This is a genomic window from Sphingobium bisphenolivorans (genome assembly GCF_000412635.1).
Lineage (GTDB): Bacteria > Pseudomonadota > Alphaproteobacteria > Sphingomonadales > Sphingomonadaceae > Sphingobium > Sphingobium bisphenolivorans.
The window spans coordinates 14097-33922 of record NZ_ASTG01000010.1 but is presented as its reverse complement, the minus strand read 5'-3'; the positions used below and the strand labels follow the sequence as shown (position 1 = coordinate 33922).

Genomic DNA, 19826 nt, shown 5'->3' with positions numbered 1-19826 from the left:
CTGCCCAACGACGGTTGACACTCCGGGATGCCCTTTCTAAACGGGCCGCGCCTTGACGGGTGCAGCCGCAAGCGCCATGCCGCCTGACGTTGGGTTTCAAGCCCGTACGGAAAGGATGGCTGATGGCAGGCGATGCACCCGGGCAGGACGACCCGGCGGGGGAGGACGCGCGGATCACTTCTTTGGAGGAGCGGATCGCGCAAGCCGAACAAGCCGAAAAGGTCAGACAGGGGACACAGGTGCAGCAGGCGGACGATGGGTCGCGCCTGGGCAACAGGGTACTCGCGGAACTGATCGGTGGTCTTGCTGGCGGTGCCGTAGTGGGTGGTACTCTGGACTACTTTCTGCGGACATCCCCATGGCTCCTGCTTGCCTTCCTCGGTCTTGGGATCGTGGTTGCTTTCAGGAACATCATCAGATTGACGACGACGAAGCGTCCCGACCAATAGGGGCGCTTTTGTCATAGTCCGAAGGTTTAGACGTTACAGGGGTCCAACGTGGCAGAATCCGGCAAAATCGATCCGATGCATCAGTTTGCGATCGAACCGCTGTTCGGTACGGATCATCTGTCGATCGGCGGCTACAATATCGCCTTCACCAACAGCGCGCTCTATATGGTGGCCGCCGCTGTGGTGCTTTGGGTCTTCGTCGTCGGCGGCATGAAGCGTCAGCTGGTTCCCGGCCGCTGGCAGATGGCGGTCGAATATATGACCGGCTTCATCAAGAGCCTGTTGATCGCCAATGTGGGTGAGGGCGGCAAGAAGTATATTCCCTATGTGTTCTCGCTGTTCATGTTCATCCTGCTGGCGAACCTGCTCGGTCTCCTGCCGCTCGGCCTGATCGGCCTGCACCCCTTCACTTTCACCAGCCATTTCACCGCGACCGGCGTGCTCGCCATCCTGAGCTTCTCGATCGTGCTGATCGTGGGCTTCTCCAAGCACGGCCTGCACTTCTTCTCGCTGTTCGTTCCGCACGGCACGCCGCTGCCGATGATCCCCGTGATCTTCCCGATCGAACTGGTGTCGTTCATGGTTCGGCCGTTCAGCCTTGGCCTGCGACTGTTCGTGGCGATGACCGCCGGACACGTGCTGCTGAAGGTGCTGGCCGGCTTCGTTATCAATAGCTCCAATGCAGGGGTCGGCTATGGCCTGACGGTCGGTTCTGCGAGCTTCATCCTGATGATCGGCATCAGCGCCCTGGAAGTGCTGGTGGCGGTGATCCAGGCCTATGTTTTCGCTTTGCTGACCTCGGTCTACATCAACGACGCCGAGAACCTGCACTGAGTTTCCGTTATTTCTTCAACGTTACCTGAATTTAGAAAAGGGAGTTTACGACATGGACGCAGAAGCCGCAAAGCTGCTCGGTGCTGGCCTGGCTGCCATCGGTGCGGGCCTCGCCTCGCTCGGTGTGGGCAACGTCTTCGCCTCGTTCCTCGAAGGCGCGCTGCGCAATCCGGGTGCTGCTGACGGTCAGCAGGGCCGTCTGTTCATCGGTTTCGCCGCTGCGGAACTTCTGGGTCTGCTGGCGTTCGTTATCGCCATGATCCTGGTGTTCGTGGCCTAAAAGCCGCTTTGGGACGGGCGGGTCGGCCAAGCGGCCTTCCATGCCCGTCCTATGACTGACGCGCCTGATCGGACGGACCGAAAAATGCCTCAAATCGCGCAAATTGCCGAAACCTATTCATCGCAGATCTTCTGGCTGCTGTTGACCTTCGGTTTCGTTTTCTTCGTCATCGGCCTTGGCATGGTGCCAAAGGTCCAGGCGACGGCCGATGCGCGCGACGCGAAGATCACCGGCGATCTGGATGCCGCCAAGGCGGCCTTCGCCCGCGCCGATGAAGCCGAAGCAGATTATCGCACCCGCGACGCTGAAAACCGCACCGCTGCCCAAGCCACTCTGGCAAAGGCGAAAGCGGAAGCGGCCAAGGCTTCGGAGGCGAAGCTGGCTGCCGCCGACGCGGAAATCGCTGGCCGGATCAGCGCGGCCGAAGCACGTATCAAGGCTGCAAGCACGGCAGCCATGGCAGAGATTGAAACCGTCGCCGCTGATGCAGCGCGTGACATGGTGGCTCGCATCTCCGGCGTCAGCGCGTCGGATGAAGCAGCCCGCAACGCAGTAAAGGCGGCACTGGCCCATGGCTGAGGCAGCAGCACAGCATAGCGAGGCGGGAGCCCCGCATCTGAACGAAGCGGTCCATTCCGAAGGACTAGAGCCGGTTGGCACGGTCGCCCATGAAGGCGTCGTACCGCACACCGATCCAAAGGCGGTCGGGATGGACGCGACAGCTTGGGTCAGCCTGGCAATGGCCGTCTTCATCCTCATCCTTCTTCTCAAGAAGGTTCCGGGGCTGATCGGCGGAGCGCTGGACGGCCGGATCGCACAGATCAGGACGCAACTCGATGAAGCCTCCAAGCTGCGGGCGGAAGCCGAAGCGCTGAAGGCGGAATATGAGGCAAAACTCGCGGCAGCTGCGAACGAAGCCGAGGCCATGCGCAAGTCGGCCGAACATGAAGCCGTCACGCTGCTGGAGGACGCGAAGACCAACGCCGCTGCGCTGGTGGTGCGTCGTCAGAAGATGGCCGAAGACAAGATCGGCGCGGCTGAACGGGCGGCGATCGCCGATATTCGCACCAAGGCTGTGACGGCTGCGACGAGCGCGGCGGCGACGCTGATTGCACAAGGCCACGATGCCAATGCCGACAAGGCGTTGGTCAACAGCGCGATCAACGGACTGGGCGCTAGCGCCTGACGGGCCTGTCGGATTACGAAAAAAGGCCGGTGCGACGTTCGCGCCGGCCTTTTTTTGTTGGCTCACTCATCTCGTCCGGCGCCCCAGAAGGGGCGCTGGCTCAATGCTCAGCTGTTCGCGAGCGTCGCGTTGTCGATGACGAAGCGATATTTGACATCGCTCTTCTGCATCCGGTCATAGGCGGATTCGATATCCTGCATCGGGATCATCTCGACCTCCGCCGTGATCCCCTTTTCTGCGCAGAAATCGAGCATCTCCTGCGTCTCGGCAATACCGCCGATCAGCGATCCCGCGATGGATTTGCGGCCGAAGATCAGCACGCCGACATTGGGCGACGGGTGCGGATGTTCCGGCACGCCGACGAGGCACATCGTGCCATCGCGCTTCAGCAGGCTGGTGAACGCGTCGAGGTTGTGGCTGGCGGCCACTGTGTTCAGGATGAAGTCGAAGCTGTTTGCGTGCGCCGCCATCTGCGCGGAGTCGCGCGAAATGATGACCTCATCGGCGCCGAGGTCCAGCGCGTCCTGCCGCTTGCTTTCTGACGTGGTGAAAGCGACGACATGGGCACCCATTGCGCTCGCCAGCTTGACGCCCATATGGCCGAGCCCGCCGATGCCGACGATGCCTACCTTCTTGCCGGGGCCAGCGTTCCAGTGACGCAAAGGTGAATAGGTGGTGATGCCGGCGCAGAGCAGGGGTGCGACCGCCGCGAGTTGCTCCGCGGGATGACTGATCTTCAGGACGAACTTGTCCCTGACGACGATGCTTTGCGCATAGCCGCCGAGAGTATGGCCGGGAGCGTGCTGGGTCGGGCCGTTGTAGGTGGCGACGAAGCCGTTTGCACAATATTGCTCAAGCCCTTCGTCGCACGGGGAGCAATGTTGGCAACTATCGACCATACAGCCGACGCCGACCGTATCGCCGACCTTGAAGCGGCTGACTTCGCTGCCGATGGCGGTCACATGGCCGACGATCTCATGGCCGGGCACGCAGGGGTAGCGAGTCCCTCCCCACTCGGAGCGGACCTGATGAAGGTCCGAATGACAGACGCCGCAATAAGCGATCGCAATCTGCACATCCTGAGCGCCGACGGCGCGGCGTTCGATATCGATCGGTTCGAGCGGCTTGTCGGCTGCATAAGCGCCATAGGCTTTCACGACCATGGTGGGCCCTTTCATTGAGAAGCGGCCTCCCTGAAGGGAGCGCGAGGGAAGGAATGATTGCCGCAGCAAAGAAGGCGGCGGATGACAGATAGGAAGCGGCGGTTCACGATCAACAGGGCCGCAGAATTTAGGTCCCTCCCATTGCGCTCCGTTCCCGTGCCGCTATCTCTGCCGCATGTCGCGCCCCCAATCGCCAGACCGGTTTCACGAAGACAAGGCCACCTTCACCGTCACGGGGAGCCAGCCCGACATAGAGGCAGGCGTGGAGGCGATCAGGACGACGCTGAAGACACTGCCGACGCGGCCGGGCGTTTATCGCATGCAGGATGCGCGCGGCGACGTGCTCTACGTCGGCAAGGCGCGGGCGCTGCGAAATCGCGTGACCAACTATACGCAGGTCGACCGGCTACCAAAGCGATTGCAGCGGATGGTCGCGCAGACGCGGTCGATGACCATCGTCACGACCAATAGCGAGGCGGAGGCGCTGCTGCTGGAGGCGCAGCTGATCAAGCGGTTCCGGCCGCCCTATAATGTGCTGCTGCGCGATGACAAAAGCTTCCCCTTCATCCTGCTGCGCGAGGATCATGATTATCCCCGGGTGCAGAAGCATCGCGGCGCGCGCAAATATAAGGGCCGCTATTACGGCCCCTTCGCCAGTGCAGGGTCGGTCACGCGAACGATCAACGCGCTGCAGAAGCTGTTCCTGCTGAGAAGCTGCACCGACAGTTTTTTCGCGAACCGGTCGCGCCCTTGTTTGCTGTTCCAGATCCGTCGCTGTTCGGCTCCGTGCGTCGGGCGGATCGACGGGTCGAGCTATGCGGAACTGGTCAAGGATGCGCAGGACTTCCTCGGCGGCAAGTCGACTGCCGTACAGAAGAAGCTGGGCGAGGCGATGCAGGCGGCGTCTGACGCGATGGACTTCGAGCAGGCGGCGGTGCTGCGCGATCGCTTGAAGGCGCTGACGTTCATCCAGGGCAGCCAGGCGATCAATGCCGAGGGCCTGGGGGATGCCGATGTCTTTGCGCTTGCGACCAAGGGCGGGTCGATGTGTATCCAGGCCTTTTTCATCCGGGGCGGCCAAAATTGGGGGCATCGCAGCTTTTTCCCGGTCCATACTGCGGAGGTTGCCGAGGATGAGGTGCTGGCGAGCTTCATGGCGCAATTTTACGAGGAAGTGCCGCCGCCCAAGCTGATCCTGTCGGATCGCGCGCCCGCCGAATGCGAACTGATGGCGCAGGCCCTGGGCGAGCGCATCGGGTCGAAGGTGCGGATTGAGGTGCCGCAACGCGGCGACCGCACCCGCCTCATTAAGCAGGCGCAGCGCAATGCGGTCGAAGCGCTGGACCGTCGGCTGGCCGAGACGACGACGCAGGCCAAGGTTCTGGAGGAGATGGTAGAGGCGTTCGGGCTGGACGGTGTACCGGACCGCATAGAGATTTACGACAACAGCCATATTCAGGGAAGTCATGCACTCGGGGCGATGGTCGTCGCCGGGCCGGAGGGTTTCCGGAAAAGCGCCTACCGCAAGTTCAACATGAAAAATCCCGAAACGTCGAACGACGACTTCGCGATGATGCGGGAGATGTTCGAACGGCGCTTTGGCCGGGCCGCTCGCGAGGATCCGGATCGCGACAGCGGTGAGTGGCCGGACCTGGTGCTGATCGACGGGGGCAAGGGGCAATTGTCGTCGGCGCGGGCCATATTGGAAGATATGGGCATCGAGGATGTCTGCATGATCGGCATCGCCAAGGGGCCGCATCATGGTCGGGAAGGGCGTGAGGTGTTTCATATGCCCGATGGGCGGGAGATCACCTTCCCGCTCAATCATCCGGTGCTGTTCTACCTTCAGCGGTTGCGGGATGAGGCGCACCGCTTTGCGATTGGGGCGCATCGGCAGAAGCGGAGCAAGGCGATCACCGTCAGTTCCCTGGACGAGGTGCCGGGGATCGGGCCTTCCCGGAAGAAGGCGCTTCTGATGCATTTCGGAACGGCGAAGGCGGTGAAAAGTGCTGCGCTGGAGGATTTGCTGAAGGCGCCGGGTGTTTCGAAGGCGGTGGCTCAGCAGGTTTATGACTATTTCCATTAAGGAAGTTGCGAGAAGAAGTCGGATTTGACGCGGGAGTGAATTCCTTCCCATAAGGGATTCCATAAAAGAGTTGGAACGCGCGCATCTTGGGAGTGTGATCACGCGATGCAGGGGCGCGGCGAGAAGACGGGCTGGGTGAAGAGGTGGAACAGCCGCCTTGCCCTGTCGCCGCTCCGCCCATGGCAGGCGGTCGACTTCACCCGGCTGCTGCTGGCGGCGATCTACACGACTGGCTCCTTCGCCTTTTCGAGCGACCGGTCCTGGGCCGACAACGCGGAGCATATCCTCGTCCTGCTGATGCTGGCGCTGGCGGTGACGGCGGCGGTGGAATCGTCGCGGTCCTGGGTCGTCGCCATGCGCATCCGCAAGCCCGTCATCATCATCGACGCGCTGCTCTTTTCCGCGCTGCTGATCGTGACCGATCCGCCCAACAGCCCCTATTTTCCCGGAATCTTCTTCATCGTGATCGAGGTCGCGCTGATCATCGGGCGGCGGTTTCACCTGCTGCTGGCGCTGGGCGCGGTGGCGGCGGCGCTGGCGTTCAACTGGGTGGATGAGGTCGCGGCGCTGCCGCCCGAGCCGGATGGCGAGCGGACGGCGCTGCGCATCTGCTTCCTGCTGGTGACGATCCTGACCACGGGCATGCTGCTCGGCCCCCGGCGCGAGACGCTGCTGGAGCGGGAGCGGATGCGGCGGCTGGTGGAGGGCGACCTGCCCGCGAGCGCCAGCGAACCGGGCGAGTTCCTGTTGCAGGCGCTGGAGGCCGCGACGGGGGCCGAGCCCCGGGCCGTGCTGTTCCGCACCGCGGCGCAGGAGCCGCTGCGCTTTGCGGGAGGCGGCGGTGGAGCGGGCCCGGCTGCCCATAAGGCGCTCGCGGCGGCGGGTACTGGCTGGCACGACCGGCGGCGTGATGCTTCGATCACCCTTTCCCCGCAGGGCGTGTTCATGCTGGGCAGGCTTTCGCCGGCGGGAGAGGCCTGGGCGGACATGCTGGGCGCCGACAGCGTGCTGACGATCGGGGTGCGCCGGGGCGGGTTCGAGGCCGTGGGCGGCGCGCATCTCGACGATCCCTGCCAAGAGGACAGAGCCGCCATCGCGCAGCGCGTGTTCGAAAGCGCGTGCGAGGAACTGATGATGCGGCACAGCCTGGACCTGGCGCATGTGATCGCCGGCGCGCGCGAGCGCGAGCGGCTGCAACGCGAACTGCATGACAGCGTGCTGCAGGCGCTGGCGAGCATCCGTTATCAGCTGGCGCCGGTGCTGGGGCACCGCGACATGCCGCACCGCGCCGCCATCGAGGGCGTGGACCGCATCGCCAAGGACCAGATTGCGACGTTGCGCTACATCATCCATCCCGAAAATGACGAGGAGGACTTCGCCTATCTGCCCGAGACGCTGGCGATGGTGGTGCGATCGCTGGGCGAGCAATGGGGCGTGCGCTGCGAGTTGGAGGTGCGCGACGGCAATTGCGCGACGAGCGCGATCATCGGCCGCGAACTGAGCTTCGCCGTGCGGGAGATCGTCTCCAACGCCGTCCGCCACGCCCGCGCCAGCGCGATCGACTTCGTGCTGGAGCCGGACGGCAACCGCATCGCCCTTCAGGTGAGCGACAATGGCGTGCCGAACATGGCGCGGCTGGGGTCGAGCGAGGCGGTGCCGTCGCGCTCGCTGATGCGGCGGATACAGATGCTGGGCGGCGAACTGTTCCTGCGCAGCATCGGCGGGGTGACGACGATCCGGATCACGATACCGCGCAAGTGACGGGGATGGGGTTGAAGGCGGGGCGCGCAGGAGCGTTGCTGTGGACGGAGCTTGGCGGGGTGAGGGCGGCGCTTGGCCGAAGGAAGCGGGACCCCGGATCAAGTCCGGGGTGACGGGAGTGTTGGGGGAGGTCGCTTTGATGCTGGTTGGCGTGGGGGGATTGGCTGCTGATATTTCAGGGTAGTGGGACTTCTGATCGAGTCCGGGGTGACGCGGGTGTTGGGGCGGGTTGCGTGATGCTCGCTGGGGTGGGGAGTTGACTGCTGTTGTTGACAGGTAGCGGGACCCCGGGTCGAGCCCGGGGTGACGAGATTAACAACAAACCTTTCCTGCTCCGTCACCCCGGGCTTGACCCGGGGTCCCGCTTACCCTGAAATGAGAGCGATGGAACGGGAACGGCAGGGCGGCTGGGTTTATATCATGGCCGATCGGTATCGCGGCACCATGTATGTGGGCGTGACGGCCGATCTTGCCGCGCGCGTTCATCAGCATCGATCCGGTGCGGGGTCTGACTTCTGTGCGCGCTATGGGCTGGCGCGTCTGGTGTGGGCCGAGCGCGGCGATGACATGATGAGCTGCATCGAGCAGGAGAAGCGGTTGAAGCGCTGGCGGCGTGACTGGAAGTTCGAGCTGATCGAACGTGGCAACCCGGACTGGCAGGATATGTTCGAGCTGCTGGTTTGAGGGTTTAGCGGGAACCCGGATCAAGTCCGGGGTGACGCGTATCAGGAACACACCTCTCCTACCCGTCGCGCCGGGCTTGAGCCGGGGTCCCGCCTATTTGCGATCGCGTCGCCAAGCCCTGAACCTTTCGCCGCGCTGGACATTTACGACACGTTTACCAACATATCCCATAGTCCGTCCCGGAGAACATTCGGCAGGGAGGTCCGGTTTCCATGGTGCGAGCGGTGCAGGATCGGCTCTATCGCAAGAGCGTCGCGCTGGTGCTGTCGATGCAGGTCAACCTGCCGCGCATCCTGGTGGCGTGGGTGGTGCTGGCCGCCTTTGCCTGCGGCTTGCGGCTGGCCTTTCCCGCGACCCCCTATGCCGCGACGCCGTTCACGAGCGGGGCGGGGCTGCTGCCCTATCTGCTGGTGGTGGGCGCGCCGGTGGGCAGCCTGCTGCTGGGGCTGAAGTTGTTTCCGGCCGGACAGGTCCATGCGCAGCCGAGCATAAGGCTGGCGCAGGTCGGGCGCTGGCGCAAGATCGATTGCCTGAAGGCGCGGGAGATGTCGCAGTTCGGTGTCTATGGGCTGATGGCGTCGCTGCTGGTCGGGATCGCGCTCAACGTGCCGGTCCGCACGATGGAGTTCCTGACCGCCATTCCCGCGCTGGGCAGCTTCGCGCCCGGCTGGTTCGTCAGCCTCTATGCGGTGATGCTGGCCGATGTGGTGATCCTCTCGAGCCTCTATATGTTCGCCTTCGCCATGGCGCTGCGCATGGTGCCGCTGTTCCCGCGCTTCATGGTGATGGTGTGGGGCGTCGACCTTGTGTCGCAGCTGGGCATTGCGCGGCTGGTGGCCGGGGTGGGCGATACGCCACATGCGGTGGAGATGGCGATGGCCGACATGCTGACCGGCAATGTGAAGAAGGTGCTGATCAGCGCGGCGATCTGGCTGCCCTATCTGCTGCTGTCGGAGCGGGTGAATGTGACCTTCCGCTGCCGCGCGAGTGCGTGAAAGGGTAGCGGGACCTTCGATTAGGTCCGGGGTTCCAGCGTGGTCGAAGTCACCATCATTACCTCCTCTTTTTCGTCACCCCGGGCCTGACCCGGGGTCCCGCTTTTCAGAGCTGGGCGCGCGCTGGTGGGGGTGGGCTGTCGGCGTTCGGCTTATCGTAGGGCTGTGGGACCGAAGGTAGCGGGACCCCGGATCAAGTCCGGGGTGACGGTGGGGTGCTCTTTTCGTTCTTGTACGCCGGTCATGCGCCGGTCCCGCCTTTTTGGATTGGCGTTGGGTACCATCAGTCGTCCCCGCCCCGGCGAGGGTGAGGGCAGGCGGTCGGGGCGCGCTGCGATTAACCATTTGAGCAGAACATATTATTGCCTCAACCGGCCCTCAGCAGCGCTTGGCCGAACCGATTTCATGCCGATCGCGGCGCGGCGAGTCGCTCCTGATTCGCGGTGAGTCGACGCTTTCCGCTCAGGCGCGCACCCAAAGTCGAGCGTCGGGCGGGTGGTGAAAAAGCCCTTCCGGCATCTTCTCTTCTGCTCAAAATTGGTGGGGCGGAGGACGAGTATTCCGTCCGGATTTATAACGAAAGTTCGATATATTACTTTCTTTCTAAAGAAGTAATGCGGCAATATGGAATTTGGTGAATCGAAAATTAAGTTCGATTTACTAGTCGGGAACAAAAGAATTATTGAAGTAAAGCCGAGATAAAGCGGGTAAATCTATTGGATATATAACCAAGGATATATCAAATTTCGGCTTTGTTTACTTATGGAAATGAAGCTGGTTTCCAGAAATGGTTAACAACAAATGACCATAAGATGCTGAGAAGTTTAGACTTTTTTTACCTTGTTGACTTGCTCCGGCTTTAAGTCAATTTGGCTTCAAGTTCTTCGGGAACAAGCCAACTACCTGGCGAGGGAGAGTGAAAATCTCCGCTGGGGTCGCGAGGTGGCTAGGCCCCAACCGCAGAGCTTTGCAAGAGCAGGGCCGGGAAATGGTTTCCGGCGCAATAGGGGTAAAAGCTATGACCTTCTTCAAGAATCTGTGGAATGACCAGAGCGGTGCTTCGGCGGCGGAATATGCGCTGATCCTGGCGATTGTCGGTACGGGTATTGCGGCCGCTGCCTTTACGCTGGGCGGCGCGATCACAGGTGCCATGGGCACTGCCACGAACTGCATCAATAATTCTCAGACGGGTAACTGCTAGTTGTGAGATGTTGGAGGCTGGAAGCGATGCCAGCCTCCAACACCTCTAAAATTGGGGGGGGTGTCGTGGGGCGACGTAGATCTCTTATAATTCTTAGTCTTGCGGTTATTCTTGGTTTGGCGGCGGTGTTCGTTGCTAACGCTTATTTGAGCCGCGCTGAGAACGAACGTGCTGCTGTGCCCGGAGGCACCGCTAAAATCGTTGTGGCATCCATGCCGCTCGCCTATGGTACGCAAGTCACGGCTGAGAAGTTAAAGGTGGTGGACTGGCCCGCCGCATCGGTGCCGCCCGGCGCTTTCCGCGATCCTATTCAGCTGACCTCCCTGGGCAAGCAGCGCGTCGTGCTGCGCCAGATCGAGGCGGGTGAGCCCATTCTTACCTCCAAATTGTCGGCCGAAGGCGGGCGGGCCACCATGTCCGGTGTGCTGCGCCCCGATATGCGTGCCGTGGCCGTCCGGGTCAGCGATGTCGCGGCCGCGGGCGGTTTCGTGCTGCCGGGCGATACCGTCGATGTCTTCGTGACGCGCCAGATGCCCGCGATGCAAGGAGAGCAGCCACAGCAGGTCACCGACGTGCTGCTGCAGGCGACGCGCGTCATCGCCATCGACCAGAATGCCAATGACGCGTCGAAGGACCCGGCGGTCGGCAAGACCGCCACGCTGGAGGTCAACCAGGTCGACGCGCAGAAGCTGGTCCTGGGCCAGCAGGTGGGGCAGCTGACGCTGGTGCTGCGCAATGTGACCGACAAGCCCAATCCGGCGGTGCAGACGGTGGGCATGGAGGATCTGCGCGACGGCGCCTATGTGGGCGGCTTTGCCGGCCCGCGCGCCCGTGTCGCCGACCTGGCCTATCTGCCCGCGCGTCCTGCTCCGGTGATGCCGGTGGCGCGCCGCGTGGTTCCCAAGAATATGCCCGCCCTGTCCGCGACCTCCTCGATCGAGATCGTGCGCGGAACGACCGGCACCAGCTATGAGGTGAAGCGCTATGGTTCCCGCTAAGTCCGTGCGCCTGATGGCGCTGGTGGCGGCGCTCGCCGCCGGGGTGGCGATGCCGGTCGCGCCCGCTCTTGCCGAAACGGCCTCCATCAGCACGAGCAACGCCGCCCATGCCGGGCAGCTGGACGTGCCGCTGAACAAGAGCCAGGTGCTGACGGTCGATCGCCCCTTTGCCAAGGCGCTGGTGGGCAATCAGGAAATCGCCGACATCCTGCCGATGACCAACCGCTCGCTCTATGTGCTGGGCAAGAAGGTCGGGACGACCAGCCTGACGCTGTATGACGGGCGCAACATGCTGATCGCGGTGGTGGACGTGGCGGTCGGGCCGGACGTGGTGACGCTGAAGCGGCAATTGTCCGAACTGATCCCCGGCGAGCAGATCGGCGCGCGCATGTCCAATGACGCGGTCGTGCTGACCGGCACGGTGTCGAACGCCGCGGCGATCGACCGGGCGGTGCAGGTCGCGCGGACCTATGCGGGCGGCGAGGACAAGGTCGTCAACATGATGTCGGTCGGCGCTTCGCAGCAGGTGATGCTGGAGGTGCGCTTCTCCGAAGTGAACCGGCAGGCGGCGAAGCAGATCGGCCTCAACCACAGCTTCACCGGCAACAAGACGGCGGGCAGCATCGGCAATCTGGCGGCGGACTCGATCATTCCGACCAATAATGGCCGGAACCCGACCATCATGCTTGATGGGCTGACTGACACCTTCGGCGTGGGCACATGGGCCTATAAGCTGGGGAGCCTGAACGTCTTTTCGGCGCTGGACGCGCTGGAGCGCAAGGGGCTGGTCAAGACGCTGGCCGAGCCGACGCTGGTGGCGCTGTCGGGTGAGACGGCCTCCTTCCTGGCGGGCGGGGAGTTCCCGATCCCGGTGGTGCAGGGCAATGGCGGCGGCGGTGGCGGCGGCACGGGCAATGGTGGCGGCAACGGCATCACCATCGAGTTCAAGCCGTTCGGTGTCAGCCTGGGCTTCACGCCGACGGTGCTGAGCGACGGGATCATCAGCCTGTCGGTCGAACCGGAAGTGAGCTCGATCGATCCGTCCGCTTCGGTGACGATCAACGGCCTCGTCATTCCCGGCCTGCTGACGCGGCGGGCGAAGACGGTGGTGGAACTGCGCGACGGGCAGAGCTTTGCGATTGCGGGGCTGCTGCGCAACGACTTCCAGGACACGGTGCGGCAGTTGCCGATCCTGGGATCGCTGCCGATCATCGGCACGCTGTTCCGCTCGACCGGCTTCCAGAAGCAGGACACCGAGCTGGTGATCGTGGTGACGCCGCGGCTGGTGAAGCCGATGCGGGCCGAGGATGTGCGGCTGCCGACCGATCGGGTGGGCAATCCCAATGAGCTCGACCTGTTCCTGATGGGACGGACCGACAAGGCGGTGGGCATCAACCCGCTTAATCCGAACGCGATGCCGCCCGAAGCGCCCAAGGCTGCGCCGGCGCCGGCCGCGCCTTCGCCGGCGGCTCCGGCCGGGGCGAACCAGAGCGGGTATGAGCTATGAGCAGGAGTGTGAGCATGCGGGGAATAGCCCTTGGCGCGATGCTGCTGATGCCGGTGCTGGCGGGCTGCACGCCCAACGATCCGACGATGGGCGGCGCGGTGCGCAGCAACTATGCGCTGCAGGTCGTGAACCCGGACCCGCATCATGAGGGCGTTCTGGTCGAGGGCGGCGAAGGCACGCACAGCGCCGCCGCCGTCGAGCGCTACCGCAAGGGCCAGGTGAAGGAGCCGCGCTCCATCCGCACGACGCAGGGCGGCAGCGGCGGCGGTTCGGGCTCAGGCGGCGGTAAGTAACGGAACTGGGAGAAGGCAGCCATGTTCGCCCGTCGGAAAAGCCTGCTACGGTCAACCAGCGGTGCAGTGGCGCCGACGGTGGCCCTTTCGCTGTTTGGACTGATCGCGGCGGGTGGGATCGCGTTCGATTACTCTCGCCTCGCGAGCATGGACAGTGAACTTCAAAGCGCTGCGGACCAGGCTGCCCTGGCGGCGGCGACGCAGCTGGACGGTAGCGCCACGTCAATCACCCGCGCGACGAGCGCCGCCCAGGCATTGATCGCAAACAGAACCCTCTTCGCCAATGACGGAAACAGTGCCGGAAGGTCCGTGACCATCCCGAACCTGATATTCTATTCTTCCTATAATCAGGATACGGATGTGGGCACGACGACAACTAGCCCAGCCGCGGCGAAGTTTGTGCAAGTTTCGGTCGGCCCCCGCGAAGCATTCTACACTCTGACACCTGTCGTGCAGATGTTCCGGTCGGGTCAGATCAATGCTTCGGCAGTAGCAGGGCTTGGGGAAGCAATCTGCAAGGTTCCCCCCGTGATGATTTGCAATCCCCAGGAAACGGGCAGCAATTCGACATTCGATATATCGACCCTTGTGGGCAGGGGATTGAAGCTTGTGTCCGTAGGCAGTGGAAATGGCGGCTGGGCGCCAGGGAATTTCGGCTACTTGAACACTGGTGGAGGCAGTAACGGTGCGCCCGGGCTGCGTGAGGCATTGGGATGGACAGCACCCCCTGGAGATTGCGTAGAAGCAACGGGAGTTGACACCAAGCCGGGGGCTACGGTCAGTGTGACCGATGCATTGAACACCCGGTTCGACATCTACGATAGCAATGTGTCGTGTCCGACGGGGGGGAACTGCCCGGCTTCAATCAACTCGATCAAGGATGTGGTTCGTCCCGCCAACGCAAGCGGCAACAACGCCTGCGCGATCCATAATCAGGGCTGGCAGGAAGTGGCTTCGTCCGGCCGGTATCTGCCTAGCTCAGCGACGTCGCCTCTGTCGTCCACGATGACGCCCTTAGCCATGGGGCACCCGCGGGACATGTGCCATGCAGTGGATTCTTCCACCACGGGCTACTGCTCTGGTCCGATCGGAAATGGAGCGTGGGACCGCGACGCGTATTTCAGAGCAAATTATGGCTGGAGTTCCACGGATTGGCCGACCAATACCGGCTTGTCGGCAGCAGTTTTGCCGACAGCATCCAACTACGCTAGCCGTTACCATGTCTATGCCTGGGAAATTGCGCACCGTGGACAAAATATCGGCGGCAGAACGATTTTGGGCTCGCGCGTGGCCTCGGGCAGCGGAGCCAATGCGCTGACGGATTATGATGCACCTGTATGCAGTTCGTCTGAAGGCTATGGCGCCGGCATCATACCTGGCGGAACGGCGGTGGATCGGCGCAGGATATCGGTCGCTGTCGTCAATTGCACGGCGAACAATGTTCACGGCAATTCCACGAACGTACCTGTCCAGGAATGGATGGACGTGTTTCTCGTTGAGCCATCTCTAAGTCGAAGCCGCACAAGTGCGGGCGATGTCTACGTCGAGCCGATCGAGTTGACGTCTGCAGGTGCCAATGGTCAGACGCAGGCGCAGGTCATTCAGCGCGCAGTGCCCTATTTGCTGAGGTAAGCGATCGTGCAACCCGTGAACGCCTTGAAATCGGAGAGTGGAGCTGCCGCCGCGGAGATGGCGCTTGTCTTGCCGTTCTTAGTCGCGCTCATGTTCGGATCGTTCGAACTGGGAAATTATTTCCTCAACGAGCATGTGATCGTGAAGGCGGTGCGCGATGGCGCACGTTACGCATCAAGACAGAGCTTCAGCTATTATCCGTGTTCATCAGCGGGAACAGGGCTCGCTCCAGGCGGCACGGTGACTGCGGATACGCAGGCTCTTACACGCACCGGCCAAGTAACTTCTGGCGGCAGTCCGCGCCTGCCGTCTTGGCAGAGCAATACGGGCATCACTGTCACCTATGATTGCGTGACGACGAATGGCAATGCGGACTATGCTGGGGTCTATGCAAGTCAGGCTTTCGTTCCCCGGGTCAGAGTGTCAGTATCCAATCTCGCCTATAGTTCCTTGTTTCAGAGTATGGGGATACTGGGTTCAAACCTCACCTTGAATGCAGAATCACAGGCTGCGGTGGCTGGGCTATGAGCGATTTCCTGTATCGCCTCGGCCGAAATCGCGTCGGTAGTTCTGCCGCGGAATTCGCGCTGGTCCTCCCGCTACTCCTTATCTTCCTGATCGGCATACTAGATGTCGGTCGGCTCATGTGGACCTGGAACAGGGCGGAGAAGGCAACGCAGATGGGAGCGCGCTTCGCGGTCGTCACCGATCCGGTGCCGAGCGGCTTGTCCACCTTCAGCTTCGTGGGGACGGGCGGCCTGACACAGGGCGATGCTATCCCATCGACGGCCTACGGTACGATGACGTGCACGAGTTCAGGCACTAGCGTGGCTGTGTCGTGCAGTTGCACATCTGGTAGTTGCCCCTGGGGGGCAACAGCCGCTTCCGGCACCACCAGCCCGTTCGCTCGCATTGCTGACCGCATGCATCTTTTCTTTCCCGAGCTAACGGCAAACAACATCCGCATTGCGTATAAGCCGTCCGGCTTGGGATATGCAGGTGATCCGAACGGAGCCGACATAGCACCGATCGTGACGGTGGAAGTCAGAAACCTCACCTTCACGCCTACTTTATTACAACTTTTTGGGGGTCAGCTAACGTTGCCGAGCTTTAGTTCAGCGCTGACGCTCGAAGATAGCCGTGGCTTAAGCTCAAATTGAGGAACAAGATCTTGGGCATCGTGACGAACGCAGCGGAACCCGCGGAGAGTTGGACCCTCAATGTCGGGGATGAGGGGATCCACCTCATTCTCTCCGAGCGCGAGGTGCAGGCTTCCGATATCCTGGGGGATCGGTTGAGCGGGCAGGCCCTGGCGCTTTCCATGCTGCCGGCCGATGCGGCTTTGCCGGCGCCGATCGTGGCGGAGGCGAAGGCGATCATCCTGGAGGTGGAGCCGGACAGCGATGCTTCGATGAAGCGGCTGATCGCGCTGCGGACGGGGCATCCGAAGCTCAAGCTGGTGGCGGCGGTGCGGGATGCGCAGGTGCCGGTCGTGCGGGCGCTGCTGCGGAGCGGGATCGATGACGTCGTGTCGCTGCCGTTGCAGGCGAGCGAGCTGACGGCGATCCTGGACGATCTGCGCGCGGCGATTGCGGCCGACAACGGCGCGGCGGTGAAGACCGGGCAGCTGGTGTCGATCATCAAGAGCGTCGGCGGTGTCGGCGCGACGACCATCGCGACGCAGGCGGCGAGCCTTCATGCGCAGGCGGTCAAGAAGGAGGGCGGCGAAGTCTGCCTGTTCGACTTCGACATACAGTTCGGCAATGCGGGCACCTTCATGGGCATCACTTCGCCGCTGACGCTGGCGGATTTGCTGACGAGCGGGAGCCGGGTCGATCGCGAATTGCTGCGCACGGTGACGGTGGAGGCAAGCACGGGCCTGCGCGTCGTGACGGCGCCGGCCGAGATCATGCCGATCGAGGCGGTGAACCCCGATCAGGTGTTCCGCGTGATCGAACTGGCGCAGCGCAGCTTCGACACCGTCTATCTGGACCTGCCTGGCAACTGGACCAACTGGTCGATGTCGCTGGTGGCGCGCTCGCAAGTGATCTTCCTGGTGGTCGAGCTGACCATCGCCAGCCTGCGGCAGGCGCGGCGGCAGATCGCGCTGCTGAAGAGCCAGGATATCGACCCGTCGCGCATCCATGTGATCGCCAATCGCGTGGAGAAGAAATTCTTCCGCGCGATCGGGCTGGAGGATGCGGCGGCGGCGCTGGATCATCCGGTGTCGCTCAGCATCGCGAACGACTTTCCGCTGGTGAGCTCGGCGCTGGATCAGGGCGTGCTGATCCAGGAGCTGAAGGCGCGCAGCAAGGTGTGCAAGGATTTGCAGGATATCGTCGATTGCTGCGTTGAGGCCGCTGCGGCCTCGACCCAGGCGGAGAAAAGCTGATGTGGCAGATCCGGAAGGAAAAGGGCAGCGAGGGGCGGGAAGACGCGCGCGAGGACGCCTTTGGTGAGGTGACGTCCCCCTGGGAGGATGACCGCAACACCGAATTGAAGGTCGCGCTGCACCAGAAGCTGATCGACATCATCAACCTGTCGGCGCTCGAAAATATGTCGCGTGCGCAGGTCGAGGCCGAGGTCGGCGAGATCGTGCATGAGCAGCTGGCGTTGCAGAAGCATGCGCTGAACCTTGAAGAACGGCGGCGGCTGGTGTCCGATATTTTGGACGAGCTGCTGGGGCTGGGGCCGCTCGAGCCGCTGCTGAAGGATCATAGCGTCACCGACATATTGGTGAACGGCCACAAGCTGGTCTTCGTCGAGCGCAACGGGCGGCTGGTGGAAACGGCGACGCGCTTCAAGGATGAGAAGCATCTGCTGCGCATCATCCAGAAGATCGTCGCGGCGGTCGGACGGCGCGTGGACGAGGCTTCGCCCTTTGTCGATGCGCGGCTTGCCGACGGGTCGCGCGTCAATGCGATCGTACCGCCGCTGGCTGTAGATGGGTCGCTGCTCTCGATTCGTAAGTTCGCCAAGGTGCCGATCAGCATGGCGCGGCTGACGGAGTTCGGCAGCGTGCCCGCGCCGATGGCGCAGGTGCTGGCGGCGGTGGTGGCGGCTCGGCGCAATGTGCTGATTTCGGGCGGCACGGGCTCCGGCAAGACGACGCTGCTCAACGCCATGTCGGCGGCGATCGACGAGCATGAGCGGATCGTGACGATCGAGGATTCGGCGGAACTTCAGCTGCAGCAGCGCCATGTCGCGCGGCTGGAGACGCGGCCGGCCAATATCGAGGGACGCGGCGAGGTGACTCAGCGCGATCTGGTCAAGAACGCGCTGCGCATGCGGCCCGATCGCATCATCGTGGGCGAAGTGCGCGCCGGGGAGGCGTTCGACATGCTGCAGGCGATGAACACCGGCCATGACGGGTCGATGACGACGGTTCACGCCAACACGCCGCGCGATGCGCTCTCGCGTGTCGAGCAGATGATCGGCATGAGCGGGATCGATATCTCGCCCCGGTCGGCGCGGGCGCAGATCGCTTCGGCGTTGAACGTCATCGTGCAGGTGGGGCGCCTGTCGGACGGCCGCCGCCGCCTGATGAGCATATCCGAGATTACGGGCATGGAGGGCGAGGTGATCACCATGCAGGAAATCTTCCGCTTCAAGATGACGGGGCGCGAGGAGAACGGCATGGTGAGGGGCCATTTCGAGGCGACCGGCATCCGGCCCAAATTCATGAGCGAACTGGCCGACCGCGGCATCAGCCTGCCGCCCGACCTGTTCCGTCCCGACGCGGTGGTGCAGTGATGAACCCGCTTTATATCCGTATTTTCGTGCTGGTGCTGCTGTTCGCGGCGGTGATCCTGCTGATCGAGGGCATATCGGGCTGGATGCGCGCGCGGGCGGGCACGGACCATGTCGTCAACAAGCGGCTGAAGATGATCGCCGCCGGTTATGAGCGCAGCACAGTCCTGTCGAAGCTGCGGCGCAATTCGGAAGAACTGAGCTTCAATTCCGCCACGATATGGGGGCGGATGGGGCTTGGCGTGCTGCGGACGCTGCATGGTGCGGGGCTGACGATCGCGGCGCGCGCGGTGCTGACGCTGATGGGGATCGCGACCGGCGTGCTGTTCCTGATCGTGATGATCGGGGGCATGACGGCGGGCTATGGCGTGACGTCGGGCATGCTGATCATGGCGCTGGCCTTTGCGAGCGCGCTGGGCATCGCGCTGCCGATGATGGTGCTCTCGCGGCTCAGCCAGCGGCGGCGCAAGAAAATGGAGGAGCAGTTTCCGGTCGCGCTCGATACGTTCGTGCGCGGCTTGCGGGCGGGGCATCCGATCGCGGCGGCGCTGGAACTGCTGACCAAGGAAATGCGCGACCCGATCGGCAGCGAGTTCGGCATCGTGGTCGATGAGGTGACGTACGGCTCCGACCTGCGCGATGCGTTGCAGCGCATGGCCGAGCGGTGGGACATGAACGAGATGCATATGTTCGTGATCTCGCTGTCGGTGCAGAGCGAGACGGGCGGCAATCTGGCGGAAATCCTGGAGAACCTCTCCGGCGTCATTCGCGAGCGGGCGAGCCTGTTCATGAAGGTTCGGGCGCTGAGTTCCGAAGGGCGGATGACCGCGATCATGCTGACCGCGCTTCCGATCCTCGCGTTCGTCGCCTTGTTCCTGCTGAACCCGGCCTTCTACCTGGATGTGGCGCAGGACAAGATGTTCATCTTCGGCTTTTCCGGGCTCATCATGCTCTACATGATCGGGTTCGTCACCATTCGCCGCATGGTCGATCTGAAGGTTTGATCT

The 19826-nt window shown here is 62.9% G+C and carries 20 protein-coding genes; 19 read left to right on the top strand and 1 reads right to left on the bottom strand.

The window, feature by feature from the left end; translation table 11 throughout:
- The first annotated feature begins 122 nt into the window (after nt 1-122).
- The 5 genes from L858_RS0108950 to L858_RS0108930 all read left to right on the top strand — a co-directional run bounded on the left by L858_RS0108950 (nt 123) and on the right by L858_RS0108930 (nt 2749).
- Complete coding sequence (locus tag L858_RS0108950) at nt 123-449, top strand: AtpZ/AtpI family protein (protein WP_022682811.1); 327 nt, start codon at nt 123-125, stop codon at nt 447-449.
- 48 nt (nt 450-497) lie between these two features.
- Nucleotides 498-1283, top strand: a complete 786-nt coding sequence (locus L858_RS0108945; protein ID WP_022682810.1) for a F0F1 ATP synthase subunit A — start codon at nt 498-500, stop codon at nt 1281-1283.
- Nucleotides 1284-1335: 52 nt separating this feature from the next.
- The gene (locus tag L858_RS0108940; protein ID WP_021240110.1) at nt 1336-1563 is read left to right on the top strand and encodes a F0F1 ATP synthase subunit C; all 228 of its coding nucleotides are present in this window, start codon (nt 1336-1338) and stop codon (nt 1561-1563) included.
- 84 nt (nt 1564-1647) lie between these two features.
- On the top strand, nt 1648-2142 hold the full coding sequence (locus L858_RS0108935) for a F0F1 ATP synthase subunit B family protein (protein WP_022682809.1): 495 nt from the start codon (nt 1648-1650) through the stop codon (nt 2140-2142).
- The gene (locus L858_RS0108930) at nt 2135-2749 is read left to right on the top strand and encodes a F0F1 ATP synthase subunit B family protein (protein WP_022682808.1); all 615 of its coding nucleotides are present in this window, start codon (nt 2135-2137) and stop codon (nt 2747-2749) included. The genes L858_RS0108935 and L858_RS0108930 overlap by 8 nt, the downstream gene beginning before the upstream one ends.
- Nucleotides 2750-2856: 107 nt before the next feature.
- Here L858_RS0108930 and L858_RS0108925 read toward each other — a convergent pair whose 3' ends face one another.
- The gene (locus L858_RS0108925) at nt 2857-3912 is read right to left on the bottom strand and encodes an NAD(P)-dependent alcohol dehydrogenase (protein ID WP_022682807.1); all 1056 of its coding nucleotides are present in this window, start codon (nt 3910-3912) and stop codon (nt 2857-2859) included.
- A 175-nt stretch (nt 3913-4087) separates the two neighbouring features.
- Here L858_RS0108925 and uvrC point away from each other — a divergent pair, with 175 nt between their 5' ends.
- The 14 genes from uvrC to L858_RS0108855 all read left to right on the top strand — a co-directional run bounded on the left by uvrC (nt 4088) and on the right by L858_RS0108855 (nt 19823).
- A complete protein-coding gene (gene uvrC, locus L858_RS0108920; RefSeq protein ID WP_022682806.1) occupies nt 4088-5998 on the top strand; it encodes an excinuclease ABC subunit UvrC in 1911 nt (636 codons plus the stop codon).
- A 105-nt stretch (nt 5999-6103) separates the two neighbouring features.
- The gene (locus L858_RS0108915) at nt 6104-7759 is read left to right on the top strand and encodes a sensor histidine kinase (protein WP_022682805.1); all 1656 of its coding nucleotides are present in this window, start codon (nt 6104-6106) and stop codon (nt 7757-7759) included.
- Nucleotides 7760-8143: 384 nt separating this feature from the next.
- On the top strand, nt 8144-8443 hold the full coding sequence (locus L858_RS0108910) for a GIY-YIG nuclease family protein (RefSeq protein ID WP_022682804.1): 300 nt from the start codon (nt 8144-8146) through the stop codon (nt 8441-8443).
- 212 nt (nt 8444-8655) lie between these two features.
- The gene (locus L858_RS0108905) at nt 8656-9438 is read left to right on the top strand and encodes a DUF2569 family protein (RefSeq protein WP_022682803.1); all 783 of its coding nucleotides are present in this window, start codon (nt 8656-8658) and stop codon (nt 9436-9438) included.
- 1018 nt (nt 9439-10456) lie between these two features.
- Nucleotides 10457-10639 (top strand): Flp family type IVb pilin, encoded by a 183-nt coding sequence (locus L858_RS0108900; protein WP_022682802.1) that lies wholly within the window; start codon nt 10457-10459, stop codon nt 10637-10639.
- 26 nt (nt 10640-10665) lie between these two features.
- Nucleotides 10666-11637 carry a Flp pilus assembly protein CpaB gene (gene cpaB, locus L858_RS0108895; protein WP_081643331.1) on the top strand — a complete coding sequence of 324 codons (972 nt, stop codon included), beginning with the start codon at nt 10666-10668 and terminating at the stop codon, nt 11635-11637.
- Nucleotides 11624-13144 (top strand): type II and III secretion system protein family protein, encoded by a 1521-nt coding sequence (locus tag L858_RS0108890; protein ID WP_022682800.1) that lies wholly within the window; start codon nt 11624-11626, stop codon nt 13142-13144. The genes cpaB and L858_RS0108890 overlap by 14 nt, the downstream gene beginning before the upstream one ends.
- 14 nt (nt 13145-13158) lie before the next feature.
- A complete protein-coding gene (locus tag L858_RS0108885; protein WP_022682799.1) occupies nt 13159-13437 on the top strand; it encodes a hypothetical protein in 279 nt (92 codons plus the stop codon).
- Between the two features lie 21 nt (nt 13438-13458).
- Nucleotides 13459-15069, top strand: coding sequence for a pilus assembly protein TadG-related protein (locus L858_RS19895; RefSeq protein ID WP_022682798.1), 1611 nt, complete (start codon nt 13459-13461; stop codon nt 15067-15069).
- A gap of 6 nt (nt 15070-15075) precedes the next feature.
- The gene (locus L858_RS21260) at nt 15076-15597 is read left to right on the top strand and encodes a TadE/TadG family type IV pilus assembly protein (RefSeq protein ID WP_338010738.1); all 522 of its coding nucleotides are present in this window, start codon (nt 15076-15078) and stop codon (nt 15595-15597) included.
- Nucleotides 15594-16229: a TadE/TadG family type IV pilus assembly protein gene (locus L858_RS0108870; RefSeq protein ID WP_022682797.1), complete on the top strand. Its 636-nt coding sequence runs from the start codon at nt 15594-15596 to the stop codon at nt 16227-16229. The genes L858_RS21260 and L858_RS0108870 overlap by 4 nt, the downstream gene beginning before the upstream one ends.
- Before the next feature lie 20 nt (nt 16230-16249).
- Nucleotides 16250-17461 (top strand): CpaE/TadZ family protein, encoded by a 1212-nt coding sequence (locus L858_RS0108865; RefSeq protein WP_238564948.1) that lies wholly within the window; start codon nt 16250-16252, stop codon nt 17459-17461.
- On the top strand, nt 17461-18822 hold the full coding sequence (locus L858_RS0108860; protein WP_022682795.1) for a TadA family conjugal transfer-associated ATPase: 1362 nt from the start codon (nt 17461-17463) through the stop codon (nt 18820-18822). The genes L858_RS0108865 and L858_RS0108860 overlap by 1 nt, the downstream gene beginning before the upstream one ends.
- The gene (locus tag L858_RS0108855; RefSeq protein WP_022682794.1) at nt 18822-19823 is read left to right on the top strand and encodes a type II secretion system F family protein; all 1002 of its coding nucleotides are present in this window, start codon (nt 18822-18824) and stop codon (nt 19821-19823) included. The genes L858_RS0108860 and L858_RS0108855 overlap by 1 nt, the downstream gene beginning before the upstream one ends.
- The last annotated feature ends 3 nt before the right edge of the window (nt 19824-19826 follow it).

Excerpts from the sequence above, each read along its gene's own strand:
- L858_RS0108905 (WP_022682803.1), top strand. The coding sequence starts at position 8,656 with ATGGTGCGAGCGGTGCAGGATCGGCTCTATCGCAAGAGCGTCGCGCTG.
- L858_RS19895 (WP_022682798.1), top strand. The coding sequence starts at position 13,459 with ATGTTCGCCCGTCGGAAAAGCCTGCTACGGTCAACCAGCGGTGCAGTG.
- uvrC (WP_022682806.1), top strand. The coding sequence starts at position 4,088 with ATGTCGCGCCCCCAATCGCCAGACCGGTTTCACGAAGACAAGGCCACC.
- L858_RS0108885 (WP_022682799.1), top strand. The coding sequence starts at position 13,159 with ATGCGGGGAATAGCCCTTGGCGCGATGCTGCTGATGCCGGTGCTGGCG.
- L858_RS0108950 (WP_022682811.1), top strand. The coding sequence starts at position 123 with ATGGCAGGCGATGCACCCGGGCAGGACGACCCGGCGGGGGAGGACGCG.
- L858_RS0108930 (WP_022682808.1), top strand. The coding sequence starts at position 2,135 with ATGGCTGAGGCAGCAGCACAGCATAGCGAGGCGGGAGCCCCGCATCTG.
- L858_RS0108915 (WP_022682805.1), top strand. The coding sequence starts at position 6,104 with ATGCAGGGGCGCGGCGAGAAGACGGGCTGGGTGAAGAGGTGGAACAGC.
- L858_RS0108860 (WP_022682795.1), top strand. The coding sequence starts at position 17,461 with ATGTGGCAGATCCGGAAGGAAAAGGGCAGCGAGGGGCGGGAAGACGCG.
- L858_RS0108855 (WP_022682794.1), top strand. The coding sequence starts at position 18,822 with ATGAACCCGCTTTATATCCGTATTTTCGTGCTGGTGCTGCTGTTCGCG.
- L858_RS0108900 (WP_022682802.1), top strand. The coding sequence starts at position 10,457 with ATGACCTTCTTCAAGAATCTGTGGAATGACCAGAGCGGTGCTTCGGCG.
- L858_RS0108925 (WP_022682807.1), bottom strand. The coding sequence starts at position 3,912 with ATGGTCGTGAAAGCCTATGGCGCTTATGCAGCCGACAAGCCGCTCGAA.
- L858_RS0108890 (WP_022682800.1), top strand. The coding sequence starts at position 11,624 with ATGGTTCCCGCTAAGTCCGTGCGCCTGATGGCGCTGGTGGCGGCGCTC.
- L858_RS0108910 (WP_022682804.1), top strand. The coding sequence starts at position 8,144 with ATGGAACGGGAACGGCAGGGCGGCTGGGTTTATATCATGGCCGATCGG.
- L858_RS0108940 (WP_021240110.1), top strand. The coding sequence starts at position 1,336 with ATGGACGCAGAAGCCGCAAAGCTGCTCGGTGCTGGCCTGGCTGCCATC.
- L858_RS0108870 (WP_022682797.1), top strand. The coding sequence starts at position 15,594 with ATGAGCGATTTCCTGTATCGCCTCGGCCGAAATCGCGTCGGTAGTTCT.
- cpaB (WP_081643331.1), top strand. The coding sequence starts at position 10,666 with ATGCCAGCCTCCAACACCTCTAAAATTGGGGGGGGTGTCGTGGGGCGA.
- L858_RS0108935 (WP_022682809.1), top strand. The coding sequence starts at position 1,648 with ATGCCTCAAATCGCGCAAATTGCCGAAACCTATTCATCGCAGATCTTC.